The following is a 17621-nucleotide window of genomic DNA, read 5'->3' on the forward strand; positions in this document are numbered from 1 at the left end:
TCCGGCACGTGCGCTACAGCATTACTTGGTGATACGACCTTGTGCATCTTTCAGCGCAGCATCAACGGTTTGACGACCGCTGGCGGCGTTGATCACTGCGGTACGAACGGCATACCAGAATGCAGACATCTGTGGGATGTTCGGCATGATTTCGCCTTTCTCGGCGTTACCCATGGTGGCCGCGATACGTGGATCTTTCGCTAACTCTTCCTGGAAGGATTTCAGCGCGACGGCACCCAGTGGTTTGTCCTTGTTCACTTCATCCAGACCCTGATCGGTCAGCAGGTAGTTTTCGAGGAACTCTTTCGCCAGTTCTTTGTTCGGGCTGGCGGCGTTAATACCGGCGCTCAGTACGCCGACAAACGGTTTAGACGCTTTGCCTTTGAAGGTTGGCAGCAGCGTTACGCCGTAGTTCACCTTGCTCTTATCGATGTTCGACCAGGCCCACGGACCGTTGATGGTCATCGCGGTATCGCCTTTGTTAAAGGCCGCTTCAGCGATGGAGTAGTCGGTATCCGCGTTCATGTGTTTGTTCTTAATCAGATCGACCAGGAAGGTCAGACCCGCTTTCGCGCCAGCGTTATCCACGCCCACGTCTTTGACGTCGTATTTGCCGTTTTCAAACTTGAACGCGTATCCGCCGTCGGCAGCAATCAGCGGCCAGGTGAAGTACGGTTCTTGCAGGTTGAACATCAGGGCAGATTTGCCTTTCGCCTTCAGCTCTTTATCCAGCGCAGGAATTTCTTCCCAGGTTTTCGGTGGGTTTGGCACGAGGTCTTTGTTGTAAATCAGCGACAGTGCTTCAACGGCGATCGGGTAGGCGATCAGTTTACCGTTGTAACGTACGGCATCCCAAGTGAACGGGAACAGTTTGTCCTGGAACGCTTTGTCTGGCGTAACTTCAGCCAACAGACCCGATTGCGCGTAGCCGCCAAAACGGTCATGTGCCCAGAAGATGATGTCCGGGCCGTCACCGGTCGCGGCAACCTGCGGGAATTTTTCTTCCAGCTTATCCGGATGTTCAATGGTGACTTTGATGCCGGTGTCTTTCTCGAATTTTTTACCCACTTCAGCGAGGCCGTTATAACCTTTGTCGCCGTTGATCCAGATAACCAGTTTGCCCTCTTCAATCTTGGCGAGAGCCGAGGCGGAAAACATCATCGTCGTCAATGCAGACAATGCGAGGATGCGTGCGCCGGTTTTGATTTTCATATTCCCCATCCTTTTTGGTGATGTGCGCTTGGATACACAGAGGTGGCTTAACGGTGTCTAGTTTCTTTATACGGCAACCTCTTTCCATCCTCCTTACCCCTACGCCCCACCCATTCTTTATGTGATCTGTGTTACAGAAATGTGAGTAATGCGTGCTGGCGCACATAAAAACCCACTGATTTTTGCGGGCAACATCACGAAATTCCTTGGCGGCGTACGGCCCGGGTCTCAGACGCGACTCTCTCATCCTCCCGCCTCCTCCCCCATAAAAAAGCTGGGGGGTGGAGGATTCACGCTCCTAATGGATAACGCATAGTCAGCCCATGATGAATGTTGCTGTCGATGACAGGTTGTAACGAAGGGAGAAGGGCATGGCGAGCGTACAGCTGCGAAATGTAACGAAAGCCTGGGGTGACGTGGTGGTATCGAAGGATATCAATCTCGACATTCACGAAGGAGAGTTCGTGGTATTTGTCGGACCGTCAGGCTGCGGTAAGTCGACCTTGCTGCGTATGATCGCCGGGCTGGAAACCATCACCAGCGGCGACCTGTTTATCGGGGACACCCGAATGAACGACATCCCGCCCGCCGAACGCGGTGTGGGTATGGTCTTCCAGTCCTACGCGCTGTATCCCCATTTATCCGTCGCCGAGAACATGTCTTTCGGTCTCAAACTGGCCGGTGCCAAAAAAGACGTCATGAACCAGCGTGTGAATCAGGTCGCTGAAGTCCTGCAGCTGGCGCACCTGCTTGAGCGTAAGCCAAAAGCACTCTCTGGCGGTCAGCGTCAACGCGTGGCGATTGGCCGTACGCTGGTGGCTGAACCGCGCGTGTTCCTGCTCGATGAACCGCTTTCTAACCTGGATGCGGCACTGCGTGTGCAGATGCGTATTGAAATCTCCCGCCTGCATAAACGTCTGGGCCGCACGATGATTTACGTCACCCACGATCAGGTCGAAGCGATGACGCTGGCTGACAAAATCGTGGTGCTGGATGCGGGCCGCGTCGCGCAGGTCGGCAAGCCGCTGGAGCTGTATCACTACCCAGCCGACCGCTTTGTGGCGGGCTTTATTGGTTCACCGAAGATGAACTTCCTGCCGGTGAAAGTCACCGCAACCGCAATCGATCAGGTGCAGGTTGAATTACCTAACCGCCAGCAAATCTGGCTACCGGTAGAAAGCCGTGCCGTGCAGGTTGGCGCCAACATGTCCTTAGGTATTCGCCCGGAACATCTGCTGCCCAGCGATATCGCTGACGTCACCCTCGAAGGTGAAGTTCAGGTGGTCGAGCAGTTGGGCCACGAAACGCAAATACATATCCAGATCCCCGCCATCCGTCAAAACCTGGTGTACCGCCAGAATGACGTGGTGTTGGTAGAAGAGGGTGCCACATTCGCTATCGGCCTGCCGCCAGAGCGTTGCCATCTGTTCCGTGAAGATGGCACTGCATGTCGTCGGTTGCATCAAGAGCCGGGCGTTTAAGGTGTCCCATTAAAAAAAAGCGCAAATCCGTCAAGGTGAAGCGTTCAAAGAAAAGCAATGATCTCAGGAGATAGAATGATGATTACTCTGCGCAAACTCCCTCTGGCGGTTGCTGTAGCAGCAGGCATTATGTCTGTTCAGGCAATGGCCGTGGATTTCCATGGTTATGCTCGTTCCGGTATCGGCTGGACGGGTAGTGGCGGCGAACAACAGTGTTTCCAGGCAACCGGTGCACAAAGTAAATACCGTCTCGGTAACGAATGTGAAACCTATGCGGAAATTAAACTGGGTCAGGAAGTGTGGAAAGAGGGCGATAAGAGCTTCTACTTCGACACCAACGTCGCCTACTCCGTCGCACAGCAGAATGACTGGGAAGGAACTGACCCGGCATTCCGTGAAGCAAACGTGCAGGGTAAAAACCTGATTGAATGGCTGCCAGGTTCCACCATTTGGGCCGGTAAGCGCTTCTACCAGCGTCATGATGTGCACATGATCGACTTCTACTACTGGGATATTTCAGGTCCTGGTGCCGGTATTGAAAACATCGATCTGGGCTTCGGTAAACTGGCGCTGGCAGCGACCCGTTCTCAGGAAGCGGGCGGCTCTTACGCGTTCAGCAGCCAGAATATTTATGATCGTACCAAAGACACCGCCAACGACGTGTTCGACGTGCGTTTAGCGCAAATGGCGATTAACCCGGACGGTATGTTGGAACTGGGTGTGGACTACGGTCGTGCTAACACCACCGATGACTACCACCTGGCAGACGGCGCATCAAAAGATGGCTGGATGTTCACCGCTGAACATACCCAGAGCATGCTGAAAGGCTATAACAAGTTTGTTGTTCAGTATGCGACAGACTCCATGACCACGCAGGGTAAAGGCCTGAACCAGGGCTCTTACGGTTCTTCTACGACAACCATTACCAATCCAGATGGTACTAAGACTAACTTCGCCAATAACGTGGTGAATAACAACGGTAGCCTGTTCCGCGTGCTGGACCACGGTGCTATCTCGCTGGGCGACAAATGGGACCTGATGTACGTCGGTATGTACCAGAACCTCGACATGGATAACGACCTGGGTACCGAATGGTACACCGTGGGTATCCGTCCGATGTACAAATGGACGCCGATCATGAGCACCCTGCTGGAAGTGGGCTATGACAACGTGAAATCGCAGCAGACCAGCGATCGCAACAGCCAGTACAAAGTCACCCTGGCGCAACAATGGCAGGCGGGCGACAGCATCTGGTCTCGTCCGGCAATCCGCGTCTTCGCAACCTATGCCAAATGGGATGAAGAGTGGGGCTACGTGAAAAATGGTAACGACGTTACCAAATTCGCAGCAGCAACTAACTCCGGTATCAGCACCACCAGCCGTGGCGACAGCGACGAGTGGTCCTTCGGTGCCCAGATGGAAATCTGGTGGTAATCCAGCATTAACCTGACGTAAAGACCGAAAGAGGGGCGTAAGCCCCTCTTACTTAAGGTTTAGCGCGCTATTGCCTGGCCACCGCTGAACCCATGCTATCTGAGGTGATAACAATGAAAATGAAGAAAAGTCTCGTTGCCCTTTGTTTATCTGCAGGGTTATTTGCCAGTGCGCCCGGCATCAGCCTGGCCGATGTGAATTTTGTGCCACAGAACACCACCGGCGCACCCGCGATTCCCACTGCCGCACTGCAACAATTAGCCTGGACGCCTGTTGATCAATCTAAGGTTCAGTCCACACAGCTTGCGACCGCCGGTCAGCGTCTGGACGTAGCGGGAATTAGCGGTCCGGTTGCCGCCTATAGCGTACCGGCCAATATTGGTGAGCTGACCCTGACGCTCTCCAGTGAAGTGAACAAACAAACCAGCGTATTTGCGCCAAACGTCCTGATTCTTGATCAGAACATGACGCCATCTGCTTTCTTCCCCAGCAGCTATTTCACCTATCAGGAGCCCGGCGTGATGAGCGCGGATCGCCTGGAAGGGGTCATGCGCCTGACGCCAGCGCTGGGCCAGCAGAAGCTCTATGTTCTGGTCTTCACCACCGAGAAAGATCTCCAGCAGACCACGACTCTGCTTGACCCGGCAAAAGCCTATGCCAAGGGCGTGGGTAACGCCGTGCCGGATATCCCGGATCCGATCGCCCGTCATACCACAGATGGCTTGCTGAAACTAAAAGTCAAAACCAGCTCCTCCTCCAGCGTGCTGGTCGGGCCGCTGTTTGGCTCATCCGGTCCGGGACCGGTGACGGTGGGCAACACTGCCGCACCAGCAGCGGCCTATGCGGCTCCGGCTGCGGTGGCAGCTGCCCCGGTCGCCGCACCAGCCCCGCAGAAAAGCGAGCCGATGCTGAACGACACGGAAAGCTATTTTAACCAGGCGATTAAGGATGCTGTGGCGAAAGGCGATGTCGATAAAGCGCTGAAGCTGCTTGATGAAGCTGAACGTCTGGGATCCAAATCTGCCCGTTCCACCTTTATCAGCAGTGTAAAAGGCAAGGGGTAACCGTCTCCCCACATTGCTGATTTTGCAACAACTGGTGCGTCTCCTGGCGCACCTTTTTTTATCCTTCCATGCTACTTGTTATGCTTGTGTTGCTCCGCCGATCACTTAATCATGTTTGCTCACCCCGTAATGCCTTTTCTGCGATACAATGCCTGAACGTGATAAATCGGAGAGTAAGGCATGCCACACCCTGCGTTAACGCAACTGCGTGCGCTGCGTTATTTTGATGCGATCCCGACGCTGGACCCCCAACTGCTTGACTGGTTGTTACTGGAAGACTCCATGACCCAACGTTTTGAGCAGCAGGGAAAGCAGGTCAGCGTAACGTTGATACGAGAAGGATTTGTTGGGCAAAATGAGGTGGCCGAAGAACTGACGCTGCTGCCGACAGAATCCCGCTATTGGTTACGTGAAATCCTGCTCTGCGCGGATGGTGAACCCTGGCTTGCCGGGCGCACCGTGGTGCCGGAATCGACATTGTGTGGCCCTGAACTGGCCTTGCAAAATCTGGGGAAAACCCCGCTCGGGCGCTACCTGTTTACGTCATCGACATTGACCCGAGATTTTATTGAGATTGGCCGCGATGCAGAGCTGTGGGGGCGTCGTTCCCGCCTGCGGCTGAGCGGTAAGCCACTGATGCTTACCGAGCTTTTTTTACCTGCATCGCCGTTGTACTGAGAGGAAGATAAAGATGGAGTGGAGTCTGACGCAGAATAAGCTGCTGGCGTTTCACCGCTTGATGCGTACGGATAAGCCAATCGGCGCCTTACTGCTGCTCTGGCCAACGCTGTGGGCGTTGTGGGTGGCGACCCCTGGGGTTCCGCAATTGTGGATCCTGGCGGTGTTTGTGGCTGGCGTCTGGTTAATGCGCGCCGCCGGATGCGTGGTGAATGATTATGCTGACCGCAAATTTGACGGTCATGTGAAACGCACCGCGAACCGACCTCTGCCAAGCGGTGCCGTGACGGAGAAAGAAGCCCGCACGTTGTTTGTTGTGCTGGTGTTGCTCGCCTTCCTGCTGGTCCTGACGCTCAACACGATGACCATTTTGTTGTCGATTGCCGCGTTGGCGCTGGCGTGGGTTTATCCCTTCATGAAGCGCTATACGCACCTGCCGCAGGTGGTGCTGGGTGCAGCGTTTGGCTGGTCTATCCCGATGGCGTTTGCCGCCGTGAGCGAGTCGGTGCCGCTCAGCTGCTGGTTGATGTTTCTGGCCAATATTCTCTGGGCAGTGGCTTATGACACCCAATATGCGATGGTCGACCGCGATGATGACCTGAAGATTGGCATTAAATCGACCGCTATCCTGTTCGGCCAAAACGACAAACTGATTATTGGTCTTCTGCAAGTGGGCGTACTGGTGCTGATGGCGCTGGTGGGCTGGCTGAACGGACTGGCGCTGGGCTATTACTGGTCTTTGCTGGTGGCAGGGGCGCTGTTTGTGTATCAGCAGAAGCTGATCGTTAACCGCGAGCGGGATGCCTGCTTTAAAGCGTTTATGAATAACAACTACGTGGGCCTGGTGTTGTTCTTAGGCCTTGCGATGAGTTACTGGCATCTTTGAGTTTTAGTCTGCGATAAAAAAAACCGGTCATTTCGACCGGTTTTTTTATGCTTACTCACCCTGAGTGGCGCTCTCGATGGTCAGACGGACATCCGACGTCACCAGTTCGGCCAGCATCTGGTAAATCTTCATCGTCTCTTCCGGCTCGGCATCTCCGGTGTCGCTGATGTAGCCTTCGTCACGCAGGGTCAGCACCAGGGAGCTTATGACTGTTGCTGCATTGACGTTGAGCGAAAACGCACGTTTACCATGNATACCGTGCAGTACGGAAAGACGTTGAGCGACGGTGCGGCTCTCTTTCTCCAGCGTACCGCGGTTGATAGACGGATTCGCGCTCAACAGCCAGAAGGTGATGGCGTAGCGCTGCAGAGTCTCACGCGCACCTGCGGCCAGCAGCTGTAGCGTGCGGGAGCGTGCCGGGTTGATTTGCAGCTCATCGTTTTGCAACGTAATCAGACCCTGACGCTGCATTTCTCCAGCCAGTTCGTCGATCACCCCTGTAAGCTCATCGCGCTCCCAGCGCAGGAACAGCTCGGCTTTCAGCATCGGATACAGTGCATCAATATGTTGCTGCAATGCGACGCGTGAAATCCGGCGATGCTGAGTCACAATCGCCGCCATCAGTGACGGCAGCACCAGCATATGCGCAATGTTGTTGCGGTAGTAAGTCATCAATACCGCCTGCTCGCGCGGCAGAATGATGATGTCACCGATGGTATCTTTCTCGACCTCAAACTTGTTCATCTGCAGGGCGTGATCGATAAGCTCACTGGCACTCTGCGTCGGAACCGTTGCATCTGATGCATACGGTACGTTACGCAGCAGGCTGAGGTAGCAATCAAGCTGCTCAGTTAACTGCTCGCGGGTCAGGGAACGCTGGCGGGATGCCAGTAGCGCGGTACAGCACAGGTTCATGGCGTTGGCCGCACCGGCGTTGTTAATGCGCACCATCAGATCGGCGGCAATGTTATTGACCGTCGGCGTCAGCCAGGCAGGGCGAATCGACTCGATAGGATCGATAGACTCACGCCACTCCGGCACGTGCTGATTGAGGTAGGTCATCAATGGCATCGGTTCGCCAAAGTTGACGTAGCCCTGACCCAGATTACGCAGCTTGCTTAAGCCACGCAGCATCTGCGGCAGGCTCTCTTTCTCTTTTGTCGCGCCACGCAGTTCTTTCGCGTAGGTGCCGACTTCCATCACGTGCTCGTAGCCAATGTAAATCGGCACCAGGGTGATAGGACGCGTACCGCCGCGCAGCATTGCCTGGATGGTCATCGACAGCGTGCCGGTTTTCGGATCCAGCAAACGACCGGTACGTGAGCGCCCACCTTCGACAAAGTACTCAACCGAATAACCGCGGCTGAACAACTCGCCGAGGTATTCGCGGAAGACGGTGGAATAGAGCTTATTGCCCTTGAAGGTACGACGAATAAAGAACGCACCCAGGCGGCGGAAAATCGGGCCAGCCGGCCAGAAGTTCAGGTTGATCCCGGCCGCAATGTGCGGAGGAACCAGCCCCTGGTGATACAGAACGTACGACAGCAGCATGTAATCCATATGGCTGCGGTGGCAGGGGACATAGACAATTTCATGCCCGTCGTGCGCCAGTTGGCGAACGCGTTCTGCATTGTGAACGTTAATACCCTGATACAGTCGGTTCCAGGTGAATCCCAGAATACGGTCAGTCAGGCGGATCATCTCGTAGGAGAAGTTGGCGGCGATCTCTTCCATCAGCGCAATGGCATTTTGCTGCGCTTTTTCGTGGGAGATCTTTTTACTGCGGGCTTCATCTTCTACCGCACGGGCGATTGCTTTTGAGGCCAGCAGCTTATTAAACAGATCCTGACGGGCAGGGAGGCGCGGGCCAACAGCGGCCAAACGCTGACGGGCAAAGTGCATACGCGCCACGCGCGCCAGTTTCTGGGCGATGATTTTATCCGTACCGTGTTCGTCTGCCATGCGGCGCAGAGAGACCGACGGCGAGAAACGGACAAAACTGTCGCGACCGAGCCAGGAAACGGCGAAGAATTTCTGTACGCCGTTCAGCATGCGCAGCGGCGGGTTGACTTCACCTTTTTCGCGGCCAGGCGCGCGGCCAAACATCACCGAAACCGGCACCATCTGCACATCAAGGTCAGGATTGCTGCGATGCAGATCGAGATAGTTATGGAACAGCTTGATGGACTCTTCTTTTGGCGTGTAATAGGTGAACACACGCGGACCGCCGTGAATAAACACGTAGCGCGGCAGTAAAGTCCCGTCTATCTCCAGCGGTTCCAGGGGATCGGGAAGATCGTGCGCCAAACATTGGGCACGTAGCGTCAGCAAGTCTGCTTTTGAGTTGTACGGTAGGACGTACATAATGGGACGAGACGTATCGAGTCCCAACTCCGGGGCAGGTTCTGCCGGAATAGACTTGCTTTTTACCAGGACGCTTAATGGTAAATTCAGTAATTTGTAGTAAATTCGTGGCCAGCCGGACATAAACGATGTAAAGCCTCTGGTTAATAATGCAAATGCGCTGCAAGGATATCAGAAAGTTTAGTGAATTTCTGGTGTATCCCGTCATACTTCGCGCTGCTTTGCCACACCCTGAAACAAACGGGGTAACGTTACAATGACATTGACGCTAATAATGTAAAAAGGTTCTTTTGATGGCCAATAATACCACTGGATTTACCCGAATTATCAAAGCTGCTGGCTACTCGTGGAAAGGTTTTCGCGCCGCATGGATAAATGAAGCGGCATTTCGTCAGGAAAGCGTTGCCGTACTGCTGGGCGTCGCCATCGCCTGCTGGCTGGACGTCGACGCCATTACCCGTGTGTTGTTGATTGGTTCAGTAATGCTGGTGATGATCGTTGAAATCTTAAACAGCGCTATTGAAGCAGTGGTCGACCGTATTGGATCGGAGTATCACGAACTTTCCGGTCGAGCGAAAGATATGGGGTCGGCGGCTGTTCTGCTGTCTATTTTTGTCGCCCTGATCACCTGGGGCATCCTGTTGTGGTCCCATTTTCGATAAGGATTCCACAACTTCATAAATCTCCTGTTTTTTGTGCAGTTTGCGGTTCCAAAATCGCCTTTAGCTGTATATACTCACAGCATAACTGTATATACACCCAGGGGGCGGAATGAAAGCGTTAACGGCCAGGCAGCAAGAGGTGTTTGATCTCATTCGGGATCACATCAGCCAGACAGGTATGCCACCGACGCGTGCGGAGATCGCGCAGCGTTTGGGATTCCGTTCCCCAAACGCGGCTGAAGAACACCTTAAAGCGCTGGCGCGTAAAGGGGTGCTCGAAATCGTCTCTGGTGCATCGCGTGGTATTCGTCTGTTGCATGAAGAAGAGGTAGGATTACCGCTTGTAGGCCGCGTTGCTGCAGGTGAGCCGCTGCTGGCGCAACAGCACATCGAAGGCCACTATCAGGTTGATCCATCCCTGTTCAAACCTAATGCTGATTTCCTGCTGCGCGTCAGCGGTATGTCAATGAAAGACATTGGTATTATGGATGGCGATCTGCTGGCAGTGCATAAGACACAGGACGTGCGTAACGGCCAGGTGGTTGTTGCCCGCATTGATGATGAAGTGACGGTTAAACGCCTGAAAAAACAGGGCAATAAGGTCGAGCTTCTGCCAGAAAACAGCGAGTTCAAACCGATCGTTGTCGACCTGCGTGAGCAGAACTTCACCATTGAAGGACTGGCCGTCGGCGTTATCCGTAACGGTGAATGGCTGTAACGGTCTGTTGATTTCCTGTAGGCCGGATAAGACGTTTACGTCGTCATCCGGCAACGTGCCCGGTGGCACTGCGTTTACCGGGTCTACACAACTTTGTCCAGTACGTTTAACTTCTTCTCAGGCTCTCCTGTATGCCTTTCTTTACCTCCTCTGATAAAGCGCTCTGGCATCTTGCCCTGCCAATGATTTTCTCCAATATCACCGTTCCCCTGCTGGGACTGGTGGACACAGCTGTGATTGGTCATCTGGATAGCCCGGTCTATTTGGGTGGTGTCGCCGTGGGGGCGACGGCAACCAGTTTTCTCTTTATGCTGCTGCTCTTTCTACGCATGAGTACCACCGGGCTGACGGCTCAGGCATTTGGCGCAAAAAATCCGCAGGCGCTGGCCCGTGCGCTGGTGCAGCCGCTGATTCTGGCTTTGGGGGCGGGGGCGGCAATTGCGCTATTTCGTACGCCGATTATCGATCTGGCGTTACACATCGTGGGGGGGAGCGAAGCGGTACTGGAACAGGCCCGGCGCTTCCTTGAAATCCGTTGGCTCAGCGCGCCTGCCTCGCTGGCGAACCTGGTACTGCTCGGCTGGCTGCTGGGCGTTCAGTACGCGCGAGCACCGGTGATCCTGTTGATTGTCGGCAATATCCTCAACATTGTGCTCGATATATGGCTGGTGATGGGGCTGCATATGAACGTGCAGGGCGCCGCGCTGGCGACGGTGATTGCCGAATATGCCACGTTGCTGATTGGCCTGCTGATGGTGCGCAAGGTTCTCCACCTGCGCGGTGTTTCGCTCATGATGCTGAAACAGGCATGGCGCGGAAACTTCCGCCGTCTGATGGCGCTTAACCGCGACATCATGCTGCGTTCGCTGTTGCTGCAGCTGTGTTTTGGTGCGATTACGGTACTCGGGGCGCGTCTCGGGGGCGATATTATTGCGGTCAACGCCGTTCTGATGACCCTGTTGACCTTCACCGCCTATGCGCTGGACGGATTTGCCTATGCCGTGGAAGCGCACTCTGGTCAGGCTTATGGTGCCCGGGATGGCAGCCAACTGTTGGATGTCTGGCGCGCGGCGTGTCGACAGTCGGGCATTGTGGCGATCCTTTTTTCACTGGTCTATGCCCTGTTTGGCGAGCACATTATTGCGTCGTTGACCTCACTACCGCAGATTCAGCAACTGGCCGATCGTTACCTTATCTGGCAGGTGGTGTTACCACTGGTGGGCGTCTGGTGTTACCTGTTGGACGGCATGTTTATTGGCGCAACGCGTGCTGCGGAAATGCGTAACAGTATGGCCGTTGCCGCTGCAGGATTCGGCTTAACCTTATTCACGTTACCGCTGTTAGGCAACCACGGTTTGTGGCTGGCACTCGCCGTTTTTCTGACGCTGCGCGGACTCTCGCTGGCTTTTATCTGGCGGCGTCACTGGCGAAATGGCACCTGGTTTTCCTGACTCGTATGGTTAAAAATTCCGAATAATAAATAGAACTCAGAATCACTGACTACACTTATTCTCACGTCCAGCAAAAACATAGCGTGTCTGGACGCAGCACTCTCGCTATTCACAACCTAACGATGAGGATTTGATGATGAATAAAGACGAAGTCGGTGGTAACTGGAAGCAGTTGAAAGGTAAAGTGAAAGAGCAATGGGGCAAACTGACCGATGATGATATGACGGTCATTGAAGGTAAGCGTGACCAGCTGGTGGGTAAAGTCCAGGAACGTTACGGTTATGCGAAAGATCAGGCGGAGAAAGAAGTGAAGGATTGGGAAACCCGCAACGACTACCGTTGGTAATTATCCCCTCCCGCCTGAATGTACAAGGATGTACGTTCTCTCGCTTAACGCCCGACCTTCTTTTTTACCTGAATCGTGTGATCATGCTGGCAGTCGCCAGGATGACGGCAGGCTTCAACTTCCACACAGACCTGACACAGGCCATGCGCTTCAATTACGTTATGACGTAGGGCAAAGCCCATCTTGGCCGCCAGCGTATGCATGATGTCTTCCACGCCCTCCGCACACTCTTCTTTCACCACGCCGCAGCGGTCACAAATGAACATCGCGGAGCTGTGGGTGGGCTGATCGAACAAATGGCAAAGCACGTAGCTGTTGGTGGATTCTACCTTGTGGACAAAACCTTGTTCGAGCAGAAAATCGAGCGCACGATAGACGGTAGGCGGTTTAGCCTGTGGTTCAGTTTCCCGTAATAAATCTAGCAGGTCATATGCGCTGATTGCCCCTTCCTGGAGGCTCATCAGGCGCAGCACTTCGAGGCGTTGCGGCGTGAGTCGCACGTTACGTTGCGCACAGAGTTTTTCAGCGTGAGCCAGCAACTCCTGCGTAGGGGTTCTTTCCATTTTTGCGCCTCGATTTGCGTGGAAGGTTAATCCCTTACTTTATCATGTTCTGCATAAAACGCCGAGATCAGCCGTGGTGTGCTATACCTGACGCATCGCAATACTGGAAAATATAAAATGAAAAGACCGGATTGTATTCGCCACTGGCGTGAGGTGGAGGGGGCTGACGACGCTACCTATCCCGGAAGTGATGAGCTGTTTTCTATCGGCGCACCGCTTGCTCGTAAGCTGGGCTTGGGTCGCCTCGGTATTCACCATGAACGCCTGCCTCCGGGCCGTCGCACCTCGTACCCTCACGCCGAAAGCGATGAAGAAGAGTTTATCTACGTGCTGGAAGGGTATCCGGAGGCCTGGATTAACGGCTATTTATGGAAGCTGGAACCGGGGGACAGCGTCGGATTTCCAGCGGGAACCGGCGTGTGTCACACCTTTATCAATAACACCAGTGAAGAGGTGCGACTGCTGGTCGTCGGCGAGGCAAATAAAAAATTCAATCGTATCTATTACCCACTGAATCCGGTGTATGCGGCCACGCGCGAGGATCGCTGGGTTGACCATCCACCACAGTTTTTTGGTTCCCACGACGGTAAACCCGGATCGAAATAGCATGAGGGGGGCCGTGACGATGTGGCTCACTATCGTCGCGGTCTATGCTATAGTGGCGCCCCTTTTTTAACCGGATGCTTAATTATTCGCCATGCTGCCTGAATCTCAGTCCACCGCTTTCCCTGCACATCGTTTTTCTATCGCGCCGATGCTCGACTGGACGGACAGACACTGCCGCTACTTTTTGCGCTTACTGTCCAGCCAGACGCTGCTCTATACGGAGATGGTAACCACCGGGGCAATCATTCATGGTAAAGGCGACTATCTGGCGTATAGCGACGAAGAGCATCCGATAGCCTTACAGCTTGGTGGTAGCGACCCGGCCGCGTTGGCACAGTGTGCGAAGCTGGCGGAAGCGCGGGGCTATGACGAGATAAACCTCAACGTGGGCTGTCCCTCTGATCGCGTACAAAACGGGATGTTTGGTGCCTGCCTGATGGGCAATGCGCAACTGGTTGCCGACTGCATCAAGGCGATGCGCGATGTGGTGTCAATTCCGGTGACGGTCAAAACCCGTATTGGCATTGATGACCAGGACAGCTACGAATTTCTGTGTGATTTCATCAACACGGTCTCCGGCAAAGGAGAATGTGAGATGTTTATCATTCATGCGCGCAAGGCCTGGTTGTCCGGGCTGAGCCCGAAAGAAAACCGTGAAATCCCACCGCTGGATTACACCCGCGTCTACCAGCTGAAGCGTGATTTCCCGCAGTTGACTATGTCGATCAACGGCGGCATTAAATCGCTGGAAGAAGCGAAAGCGCACCTTGAACATATGGATGGCGTGATGGTGGGACGTGAAGCCTATCAGAACCCCGGTATTCTGGCATCCGTGGATCGCGAAATTTTCGGTTCAACGGGTGCTGACGTGGACCCTGTTGCCGTGGTGCGCGCCATGTACCCGTATATTGAACGGGAACTGAGCCAGGGAACGTATCTGGGACATATTACCCGCCATATGCTGGGACTGTTCCAGGGCATTCCGGGCGCGCGTCAGTGGCGTCGTTACCTGAGCGAAAATGCGCACAAAGCCGGTGCGGATATCAACGTGCTGGAACATGCGTTGAAGCTGGTAGCAGACAAACGTTAATTGTTCACCAAAAGTTAGTCAATTTCACCACGCCCTGCGCACTGTCGCGGGGCGTTTTCTTTATAAATCAATCAATTAATTCTGGCATGATTTTTGTAATGGTTTAAGCAGAAATTCATTATGGGAGAGCATCATGCTGGAACTACTTTTTGTGATTGGCTTTTTTGTCATGCTGATGGTCACCGGCGTGTCGCTGCTGGGGATTCTGGCTGCGCTGATGGTGGCGACCGCCGTGATGTTCCTCGGCGGGATGTTTGCGCTGATGATTAAACTGCTGCCATGGCTGTTATTGGCTGTCGCCGTGGTGTGGGTTATCAAGGCCATAAAAGCGCCAAAAGTCCCGCACTATCAGCGCAATAACCGTCGATTTTACTAAGGTATTGAGCGGTACATCACAACCTGCAACATTGCCTTTAGAACCAAATAGGAATTGATTATTAAATCTGTCACTATTGCGCGGTTAACGAATTCATCGAGCTGTACCCTACATACAGCCGAACTAAAAAAAGAAAGGGCTTCCTACGGGAAGCCCTAATTCTTTTCTTCCCCGTCATAATTCAAACCGCAGGCGTATTGGCTGCTTGAATTATTTAAGGGAGAAGTTTCACGGGATCAGCAAACTCGACCCCTGCGTGGCCCGGCTTTCCAGTACTTCATGCGCCCGCTGGGCATCTTTTAACGCAAACGTCTGACCTTGCGCGATATCGACTTTAATCACGCCGCTGGCAATCAGTGAAAATAGCTCATTACTGGCTTCGGTCAATTCATGGCGGTTGGTGATGTAACCCTGCAGAGAAGGGCGTGTGGCGTACAGCGAGCCTTTCTGGTTCAGAATGCCTAAGTTAACGCCGGTCACCGGCCCGGAAGAATTACCAAAACTCACCATCAATCCCCGGCGTTGCAGGCAGTCCAGCGAGGCTTCCCAGGTGTCTTTACCCACCGAGTCATAAACTACCCGGACTTTTTTACCGCCCGTAATTTCTTTAACCCGCTCGACAATGCTCTCTTCGCGATAGTTAATCACCTGCCATGCGCCGGCCTGTAATGCAATTTGCGCCTTTTGCGCAGTGCCGACGGTACCAATTAGCTTCGCCCCCAATGCTTTTGCCCACTGGCAGGCAATCAAACCAACGCCGCCTGCGGCGGCATGGAACAGAAACGGCTCGTCAGGCTGGATTTCATAGGTTTTACGCAACAGATAGAAAACGGTTAACCCTTTCAGGTAGGACGCGGCAGCCTGCTCAAACGAGATGGCATCAGGTAAAATGGCGGCTTTATCGGCGGGGACATTATGTACGGAGCTGTAGGCGCCGAGCATTGACTGGGCGTAGACCACGCGATCGCCAACGCTGATGTGGGTTACTTTGCTACCGACTTTGCTGACCACGCCGGCCGCTTCGGTACCGAGTCCGCTGGGCAGAGAAGGGGGCGGATACAGTCCGCTGCGGATGTAGGTATCGATATAATTGATGCCAATCGCTTTGTTTTCGACCTGGATTTCATGCTCGGCCGGATCAACGGGCGTAAAGTCCACAGCCTTCAGTACGTCAGGGCCGCCGTGCTTGTGAAATTCAATACGTGTTGCCATGCTTCCTCCAGAAATGTGGTAATCTTTCGACCCAATCATTATCTCGGTAACTCCATTCACTATGGCAGGAAATAAACCCTTCAACAAACAACAGACTGATGCTCGTGACCGCGATCTGCAGGTCGCCGGGCTGAAAGTACCGCCGCACTCGATTGAAGCGGAACAGTCGGTGTTGGGCGGTTTAATGCTGGATAACGAACGCTGGGACGATGTTGCCGAGCGTGTCGTCGCGGAGGATTTTTACACCCGACCGCACCGGCATATCTTCACCGAAATGCATCGTTTGCAGGAGATGGGCAAACCCATCGATCTGATAACCCTGGCCGAGTCGCTGGAAGTGCAGGGGCAACTCGACAGCGTCGGCGGTTTTGCCTATCTGGCTGAGTTATCTAAAAATACGCCAAGTGCGGCGAACATAAGCGCCTATGCGGATATCGTCCGCGAACGCGCCGTCGTGCGCGACATGATTTCGGTAGCCCATGAAATCGCGGAGGCCGGATTTGATCCGCAAGGGCGTTCCAGTGAAGATTTGCTGGATCTCGCGGAATCCCGCGTTTTTAAAATCGCCGAAAGCCGCGCCAATAAAGACGAAGGCCCGAAAAATATTACCGAGGTGCTCGACGCCACCGTCGCGCGCATCGAACAGCTGTTCCAGCAGCCGCATGACGGTGTAACCGGGGTGAATACCGGCTACGACGACCTCAACAAAAAGACTGCCGGTCTACAGCCGTCGGACCTGATTATCGTCGCCGCGCGTCCGTCGATGGGTAAAACGACGTTTGCAATGAACCTCGTCGAAAATGCGGCGATGTTGCAGGATAAGCCGGTACTTATCTTCAGTCTTGAAATGCCCTCCGAACAGATCATGATGCGTTGTCTGGCATCGCTGTCGCGCGTAGACCAGACTAAAATCCGTACCGGTCAGTTGGATGACGAAGACTGGGCGCGAATTTCCGGCACCATGGGGATCTTACTGGAGAAACGAAACATCTACATTGATGACTCCTCCGGTCTGACGCCAACGGAAGTGCGTTCGCGCGCACGCCGTATCGCCCGTGAACACGGCGGTATCGGACTGATTATGATCGACTACCTGCAGCTGATGCGGGTGCCGTCGCTCTCCGATAACCGTACGCTGGAAATTGCTGAAATTTCGCGCTCGCTGAAATCATTAGCAAAAGAACTGCATGTGCCGGTGGTGGCGCTGTCGCAGCTTAACCGCTCTCTGGAACAACGCGCCGACAAGCGTCCGGTCAACTCGGACCTCCGTGAATCGGGGTCTATCGAGCAGGATGCCGACTTAATCATGTTTATTTATCGTGACGAGGTTTATCACGAAAACAGCGACTTAAAAGGCATCGCGGAAATTATTATTGGTAAGCAACGTAACGGCCCAATCGGTACGGTGCGCCTGACGTTTAACGGCCAGTGGTCACGCTTCGATAATTATGCCGGACCACAGTATGACGATGAGTAAC

17 protein-coding genes are annotated in these 17621 nt (G+C 54.0%); 13 read left to right on the plus strand and 4 right to left on the minus strand.

Features of this window, described 5'->3' with window-relative positions:
* Positions 1–21: 21 nt before the first annotated feature.
* Complete coding sequence (gene malE / locus FDX22_RS26690) at positions 22–1212, minus strand: maltose/maltodextrin ABC transporter substrate-binding protein MalE (protein ID WP_096758727.1); 1191 nt, start codon at positions 1210–1212, stop codon at positions 22–24.
* 371 nt (positions 1213–1583) lie between these two features.
* Between malE and malK the strand changes: the two genes are divergently transcribed.
* The 5 genes from malK to ubiA all read left to right on the plus strand — a co-directional run bounded on the left by malK (position 1584) and on the right by ubiA (position 6755).
* Positions 1584–2693, plus strand: a complete 1110-nt coding sequence (malK, locus tag FDX22_RS26695) for a maltose/maltodextrin ABC transporter ATP-binding protein MalK (RefSeq protein WP_096758726.1) — start codon at positions 1584–1586, stop codon at positions 2691–2693.
* A 75-nt stretch (positions 2694–2768) separates the two neighbouring features.
* Positions 2769–4127: a maltoporin gene (locus FDX22_RS26700; RefSeq protein WP_137399214.1), complete on the plus strand. Its 1359-nt coding sequence runs from the start codon at positions 2769–2771 to the stop codon at positions 4125–4127.
* Positions 4128–4240: 113 nt separating this feature from the next.
* Positions 4241–5191, plus strand: a complete 951-nt coding sequence (gene malM, locus FDX22_RS26705; RefSeq protein ID WP_115259707.1) for a maltose operon protein MalM — start codon at positions 4241–4243, stop codon at positions 5189–5191.
* Between the two features lie 180 nt (positions 5192–5371).
* Positions 5372–5869, plus strand: coding sequence for a chorismate lyase (gene ubiC / locus FDX22_RS26710; protein ID WP_096758723.1), 498 nt, complete (start codon positions 5372–5374; stop codon positions 5867–5869).
* A gap of 13 nt (positions 5870–5882) precedes the next feature.
* The gene (gene ubiA / locus FDX22_RS26715; RefSeq protein WP_096758722.1) at positions 5883–6755 is read left to right on the plus strand and encodes a 4-hydroxybenzoate octaprenyltransferase; all 873 of its coding nucleotides are present in this window, start codon (positions 5883–5885) and stop codon (positions 6753–6755) included.
* 51 nt (positions 6756–6806) lie between these two features.
* On the opposite strand, the gene plsB is transcribed toward ubiA, so the two are convergent.
* Positions 6807–9242, minus strand: a complete 2436-nt coding sequence (gene plsB / locus FDX22_RS26720) for a glycerol-3-phosphate 1-O-acyltransferase PlsB (RefSeq protein ID WP_146718033.1) — start codon at positions 9240–9242, stop codon at positions 6807–6809.
* A gap of 170 nt (positions 9243–9412) precedes the next feature.
* On the opposite strand from plsB, the gene FDX22_RS26725 reads away from it, so the two are divergent.
* From FDX22_RS26725 to FDX22_RS26740, 4 genes are all read left to right on the plus strand, one after another.
* Complete coding sequence (locus FDX22_RS26725) at positions 9413–9781, plus strand: diacylglycerol kinase (protein ID WP_045438520.1); 369 nt, start codon at positions 9413–9415, stop codon at positions 9779–9781.
* A gap of 109 nt (positions 9782–9890) precedes the next feature.
* A complete protein-coding gene (gene lexA, locus FDX22_RS26730; RefSeq protein WP_096758720.1) occupies positions 9891–10499 on the plus strand; it encodes a transcriptional repressor LexA in 609 nt (202 codons plus the stop codon).
* Between the two features lie 131 nt (positions 10500–10630).
* On the plus strand, positions 10631–11950 hold the full coding sequence (dinF, locus tag FDX22_RS26735) for an MATE family efflux transporter DinF (protein WP_146718034.1): 1320 nt from the start codon (positions 10631–10633) through the stop codon (positions 11948–11950).
* Between the two features lie 136 nt (positions 11951–12086).
* Positions 12087–12296, plus strand: a complete 210-nt coding sequence (locus FDX22_RS26740; RefSeq protein WP_096758718.1) for a CsbD family protein — start codon at positions 12087–12089, stop codon at positions 12294–12296.
* Positions 12297–12340: 44 nt separating this feature from the next.
* On the opposite strand, the gene zur is transcribed toward FDX22_RS26740, so the two are convergent.
* Positions 12341–12859 (minus strand): zinc uptake transcriptional repressor Zur, encoded by a 519-nt coding sequence (zur, locus tag FDX22_RS26745; protein ID WP_096758717.1) that lies wholly within the window; start codon positions 12857–12859, stop codon positions 12341–12343.
* 117 nt (positions 12860–12976) lie between these two features.
* Between zur and FDX22_RS26750 the strand changes: the two genes are divergently transcribed.
* The 3 genes from FDX22_RS26750 to pspG all read left to right on the plus strand — a co-directional run bounded on the left by FDX22_RS26750 (position 12977) and on the right by pspG (position 14931).
* Positions 12977–13465: a cupin domain-containing protein gene (locus FDX22_RS26750; RefSeq protein WP_115259704.1), complete on the plus strand. Its 489-nt coding sequence runs from the start codon at positions 12977–12979 to the stop codon at positions 13463–13465.
* A 91-nt stretch (positions 13466–13556) separates the two neighbouring features.
* The gene (gene dusA, locus FDX22_RS26755; protein ID WP_146718035.1) at positions 13557–14555 is read left to right on the plus strand and encodes a tRNA dihydrouridine(20/20a) synthase DusA; all 999 of its coding nucleotides are present in this window, start codon (positions 13557–13559) and stop codon (positions 14553–14555) included.
* A gap of 133 nt (positions 14556–14688) precedes the next feature.
* A complete protein-coding gene (pspG, locus tag FDX22_RS26760) occupies positions 14689–14931 on the plus strand; it encodes an envelope stress response protein PspG (protein ID WP_096758714.1) in 243 nt (80 codons plus the stop codon).
* Positions 14932–15159: 228 nt separating this feature from the next.
* On the opposite strand, the gene FDX22_RS26765 is transcribed toward pspG, so the two are convergent.
* The gene (locus tag FDX22_RS26765) at positions 15160–16143 is read right to left on the minus strand and encodes a quinone oxidoreductase (RefSeq protein ID WP_137399210.1); all 984 of its coding nucleotides are present in this window, start codon (positions 16141–16143) and stop codon (positions 15160–15162) included.
* Between the two features lie 61 nt (positions 16144–16204).
* On the opposite strand from FDX22_RS26765, the gene dnaB reads away from it, so the two are divergent.
* Positions 16205–17620 (plus strand): replicative DNA helicase, encoded by a 1416-nt coding sequence (dnaB, locus tag FDX22_RS26770; protein ID WP_096758712.1) that lies wholly within the window; start codon positions 16205–16207, stop codon positions 17618–17620.
* Position 17621 lies beyond the last annotated feature (1 nt).

It is taken from the genome of Citrobacter sp. TBCS-14, from assembly GCF_005280805.1.
Lineage (GTDB): Bacteria > Pseudomonadota > Gammaproteobacteria > Enterobacterales > Enterobacteriaceae > Citrobacter > Citrobacter gillenii.